Origin of the sequence: Anaerobiospirillum sp. NML120511, assembly GCF_023050955.1 — a bacterium.
Taxonomy (GTDB): Bacteria; Pseudomonadota; Gammaproteobacteria; order Enterobacterales; family Succinivibrionaceae; genus Anaerobiospirillum.
Map to the genome: position 1 here is coordinate 21,310 of NZ_JALKIK010000022.1, position 4,885 is coordinate 26,194.

The 4,885-nt window shown below is 48.1% G+C and carries 5 protein-coding genes; 4 read left to right on the forward strand and 1 reads right to left on the reverse strand.

The annotated features are described in order from the left end of the window. Positions 1-53: 53 nt before the first annotated feature. The 4 genes from MXE39_RS07605 to MXE39_RS07620 all read left to right on the forward strand — a co-directional run bounded on the left by MXE39_RS07605 (position 54) and on the right by MXE39_RS07620 (position 4,179). Positions 54-983 (forward strand): flagellin, encoded by a 930-nt coding sequence (locus tag MXE39_RS07605; RefSeq protein ID WP_246977990.1) that lies wholly within the window; start codon positions 54-56, stop codon positions 981-983. Between the two features lie 140 nt (positions 984-1,123). Further along, positions 1,124-2,053, forward strand: coding sequence for a flagellin (locus MXE39_RS07610; RefSeq protein ID WP_246977991.1), 930 nt, complete (start codon positions 1,124-1,126; stop codon positions 2,051-2,053). A gap of 141 nt (positions 2,054-2,194) precedes the next feature. Then, on the forward strand, positions 2,195-3,115 hold the full coding sequence (locus MXE39_RS07615) for a flagellin (RefSeq protein ID WP_246977992.1): 921 nt from the start codon (positions 2,195-2,197) through the stop codon (positions 3,113-3,115). A 143-nt stretch (positions 3,116-3,258) separates the two neighbouring features. After that, positions 3,259-4,179 (forward strand): flagellin, encoded by a 921-nt coding sequence (locus tag MXE39_RS07620; RefSeq protein ID WP_246977993.1) that lies wholly within the window; start codon positions 3,259-3,261, stop codon positions 4,177-4,179. A gap of 209 nt (positions 4,180-4,388) precedes the next feature. Here MXE39_RS07620 and MXE39_RS07625 read toward each other — a convergent pair whose 3' ends face one another. Then, positions 4,389-4,664, reverse strand: coding sequence for a hypothetical protein (locus MXE39_RS07625; RefSeq protein ID WP_247073910.1), 276 nt, complete (start codon positions 4,662-4,664; stop codon positions 4,389-4,391). Between the last annotated feature and the right edge of the window lie 221 nt (positions 4,665-4,885).

A 4,885-nucleotide genomic window follows, 5' to 3' on the forward strand; every position in this document is an offset into this window, starting at 1 on the left:
TGCACTCAAATCACACACTGGTCCAGACATAAGCAGATAAGAGAGAGAAGAATATGGCTTTATACGTTAATACGAACGTCAGTTCCATCAATGCTCAAAGAAAGCTGAGCAATGCGACACTGAACCTCAATACCAGCTACCAGAGACTGTCTTCTGGTCTGCGTATTAACTCTGCCAAGGACGACGCTGCAGGTCTGCAGATTGCCGACCGTCTGACAACTCAGATTAACGGTCTCAACCAGGGTAACCGTAACACCAATGACGGTATCGCTCTGGCCCAGACCATCGAAGGTGCTCTGGACGAAACCACCAACATGCTCCAGCGCATCCGCGTGCTGGCTGTTCAGTCTGCAAACGGTACCAACTCTGAGTCTGACCGTAAGGCCATCCAGGAAGAAGTAACCCAGCTTTCCCAAGAAATTACCCGTATTGCCCAGCAGACCACCTACGCTGGTCAGACCGTTATTAACGGCAAAGCTAATAACAACACCAATAAAAACAGCCTTATTCCTGCTGACGGCAAACTTGTATTTCAGGTAGGCGCTAATGCTGGTAACACTCTCACATTAGACTGGACCTCTGCATTCACCCTAAGCGGAATAGCTTCCCAGGCTAAAATTCCTGATGCAAATATCACTGATAAGACTAAAGGCCTTTACAAGAGCACTGGTGGCACAACAAGATTTACCGTTTCAACTGCTGAACTTGCAACAAAGACCCTGGAAAACATCGACTCCCTGATTCAAGCCGTGGACTCCAAGCGTGCTAACCTGGGCGCTTTACAGAATAGAATGGAGAGCACCATTCGTAATCAGGCAAATATCTCTGAGAATCAGTCTGATGCCCGCAGCCGCATAAGAGACACAGACTTCGCCTCTGAGACCGCAGCTCTGACCCAGAACAACATTATCCAGCAGGCTTCCCAGTCCGTACTGGCACAGGCCAACCAGCGTCCTGTTATTGCACTTAGCCTGCTTGGCTAAACATTTTCGACAGCAGATACTGCATCTTTTATCTGCTGTCCATTCCGATTTCTATGTTTGCAGCACCAGATGAAGTGCTGGCATAAATCTGTAGTGAAATCAGACATTCGTCCTGAGAAAGGCAGATAAGAGAGAAGATTATGGCTTTATACGTTAATACGAACGTCAGTTCCATCAATGCTCAAAGAAAGCTGAGCAATGCGACTCTTAACCTCAATACCAGCTACCAGAGACTGTCTTCTGGTCTGCGTATTAACTCTGCCAAGGACGACGCTGCAGGTCTGCAAATTGCCGACCGTCTGACAACTCAGATTAACGGCCTCAACCAGGGCAACCGTAACACCAATGACGGCATCGCCCTTGCCCAGACCATTGAAGGTGCACTGGACGAGACCACTAACATGCTGCAGCGCATCCGTGTGCTGGCTGTCCAGTCTGCTAACGGAACCAACTCCGCAGCTGACCGTAAGGCCCTCCAGGAAGAAGTAACCCAGCTTTCCCAGGAAATCTCCCGTATTGCCAAGCAGACGACCTTTGCTGGTCAGCAGGTTCTTGATGGTGCTGTAGGCCTTATTCCATCTAATGGTAATAATAAGGGCAAGCTCATATTTCAGGTAGGCGCAAACGCAGGCAACACTCTTACCCTTAACTGGTCAACTGGCTTTACTCTTTGTGCCATTGCTACGGTTGCAGGTATTGCAACCCAGGACATGAAGAATACAAAGAAAGGCTTAACAGAAGACGGCCCTCAAGGTGCCAAATTCATTAGATTCTGTGTTTCTACTGCAAGTACTGCCACCCATACCCTGGAGAACATTGATAAGCTGATCCAGGCTGTTGACTCCAAGCGTGCTAACCTGGGTGCTTTACAGAACAGAATGGAGAGCACCATTCGCAATCAGGCAAACATCTCAGAGAATCAGTCTGATGCCCGCAGCCGCATAAGAGACACAGACTTCGCCTCTGAGACCGCAGCTCTTACCCAGAACAACATTATCCAGCAGGCTTCCCAGTCTGTACTGGCACAGGCCAACCAGCGTCCTGTTATTGCACTTAGCCTGCTTGGTTAAGATATTTCAGACAGCAGATATTGAGTGATTTATCTGCTGTCCTTTACGATTTCTATGTTTGCAGCACCAGATGATGTGCAGACAAAAATCTGTAGTTAAATCAGACAATCGTCCTGAGAAAGGCAGATAAGAGAGAAGATTATGGCTTTATACGTTAATACGAACGTCAGTTCCATCAATGCCCAGCGCAAGCTCAGTAATGCAACCCTGAATCTGAATGTCTCCTATCAGCGCCTTTCTTCAGGTCTGAGAATCAACTCTGCCAAGGACGACGCTGCAGGTCTGCAGATTGCCGACCGTCTGACAACTCAGATTAATGGCCTCAACCAGGGTAACCGTAACACCAATGACGGTATCGCCTTAGCCCAGACCATTGAAGGTGCTCTGGATGAGACCACCAACATGCTGCAGCGCATCCGTGTGCTGGCTGTTCAGTCTGCTAACGGTACCAACTCCGCAGCTGACCGTAAGGCCATCCAGGAGGAAGTAACTCAGCTGTCTGCTGAAATTACCCGTATTGCCAAGCAGACTACCTTTGCTGGTCAGCAGATTCTTGATGGTGCTGTAGGCCTTATTCCTAATCAGGGCAATAACAAAGGCAAGCTGGTCTTCCAGGTTGGTGCAAATGCCGGTAACACCCTGATTTTAAACTGGTCATCTGCTTTCACAGTTTCAACTATCGCCAGTCAGGCAGGTATTGCTGCTGGTGATATGGATCCGACTGGTAAAAAGGGTTTGGTTAAATCAGGCGCAATCATCCGCTTCGGTGTATGTACAGCATCAGTTGCTACTAATACCCTGGCTAACATTGATGCCATGATCCAGGCTGTTGATTCCAAGCGTGCTAACCTTGGTGCTTTACAGAACAGAATGGAGAGCACTATTCGTAATCAGGCCAATATCTCCGAGAATCAGTCTGATGCCCGCAGCCGCATAAGAGACACAGACTTCGCCTCTGAGACCGCAGCTCTGACCCAGAACAACATTATCCAGCAGGCTTCCCAGTCAGTTCTGGCACAGGCCAACCAGCGTCCTGTTATTGCCCTGAGCCTGCTTGGTTAAGATATTTTAGACAGCAGATACTGCACCGTTTATCTGCTGTCCTTTACGATTTCTATGTTTGCAGCACCAGATGTTGTGCTGACATAAATCTGTAGTTTAATCAGACAATCGTCCTGAGAAAGGCAGATAAGAGAGATAAGATTATGGCTTTATACGTTAATACGAACGTCAGTTCCATCAATGCCCAGCGCAAGCTCAGTAATGCAACCCTGAATCTGAATGTCTCCTATCAGCGCCTCTCTTCAGGCCTGAGAATCAACTCCGCCAAGGACGACGCTGCAGGTCTGCAGATTGCCGACCGTCTGACAACTCAGATTAATGGCCTCAACCAGGGTAACCGTAACACCAATGATGGTATCGCTCTGGCACAGACCATTGAAGGTGCTCTTGACGAAACCACCAACATGCTGCAGCGCATCCGCGTGCTGGCTGTTCAGTCTGCTAACGGTACCAACTCAGCAGCCGACCGTAAGGCCATTCAGGAAGAAGTAAGCCAGCTGTCTGCTGAAATTACCCGTATTGCCAAGCAGACAACCTTTGCAGGTCAGCAGATTCTTGATGGTGCTGTAGGCCTTATTCCATCTAATGGTAATAATAAGGGCAAGCTTGTCTTCCAGGTAGGCGCTAATGCCAACGATACTCTGGTTTTAAACTGGTCCTCTGCATTTACCGTATCAACTATTGCCAGCCAGGCCAAAATCGCTGCAGCTGACATCACCGACAAGGGCCCTAAAGGTCTTGTAAAGTCAGGTAATATCGTACGTTTTGGTGTATGTACTGCATCTGTTGCTACTAATACCCTGGCTAATATTGATGCCATGATCCAGGCTGTAGATTCCAAGCGTGCCAACCTGGGCGCTTTACAGAACAGAATGGAGAGCACTATTCGAAATCAGGCCAACGTTTCTGAGAATCAGTCTGATGCCCGCAGCCGCATAAGAGACACAGACTTCGCCTCTGAGACCGCAGCTCTGACCCAGAACAACATTATTCAGCAGGCTTCCCAGTCAGTTCTGGCACAGGCCAACCAGCGTCCTGTTATTGCACTTAGCCTGCTGGGATAATAAAGTAACTGAGCATTGATCTCAGGCACTATGAACTGTTCATGGTGCTTTATAAAACAAAAAGCCATGCTTTCCGCTTTCGGAGCATGGCTTTTTTGCTTACTAAACATCTGGGCACCTTAAACTCAGGTGCACGAAGAACAAAAGCCCCTCTGAAATAACTGTAACTTTCTGTGCAAGGGGCAAATCTGCAGCATGCCGCCTGTTTATCAGGCGGCAGAAATTGATGCAAGGTCATTGTTAACCTGCAGATGTGGCTCATACTCCAACCAGAAGCCACGCATAATTATTTTTCCAATGCAGGTAATATACCATTTGACCTTGATTACAGGCCATATCTCCACACCTGCACAAACGGCTGTTTCAGGCTGTTTTCTCTGTAAATCCCGCCATTTTCTCCTTAATTTTCTGCCTGGTTTTATCCTTAATTTTGATGGTAAACCCCCACTGCAAAAATCCCAGCCCAACCTGGCAAGTCCCGGCACTTGCCACGACAAAAGTTGCCGCATGGTAATCAAACCACTGACAGCTCTACTGGCAGAAATGCATGCAGGAAGTCCCGTATTCGGACAGTCATTCTGTCTGGCAGGCCTGCGTGCATGCATGCATGCATGAATGCATGCAGGTATGCAGGCAGGTATACATCCAATCACTCATAAAGTGATGTTTGCCCTTCTGCCTGCATTTTAGATTTTATTCTGTCCTG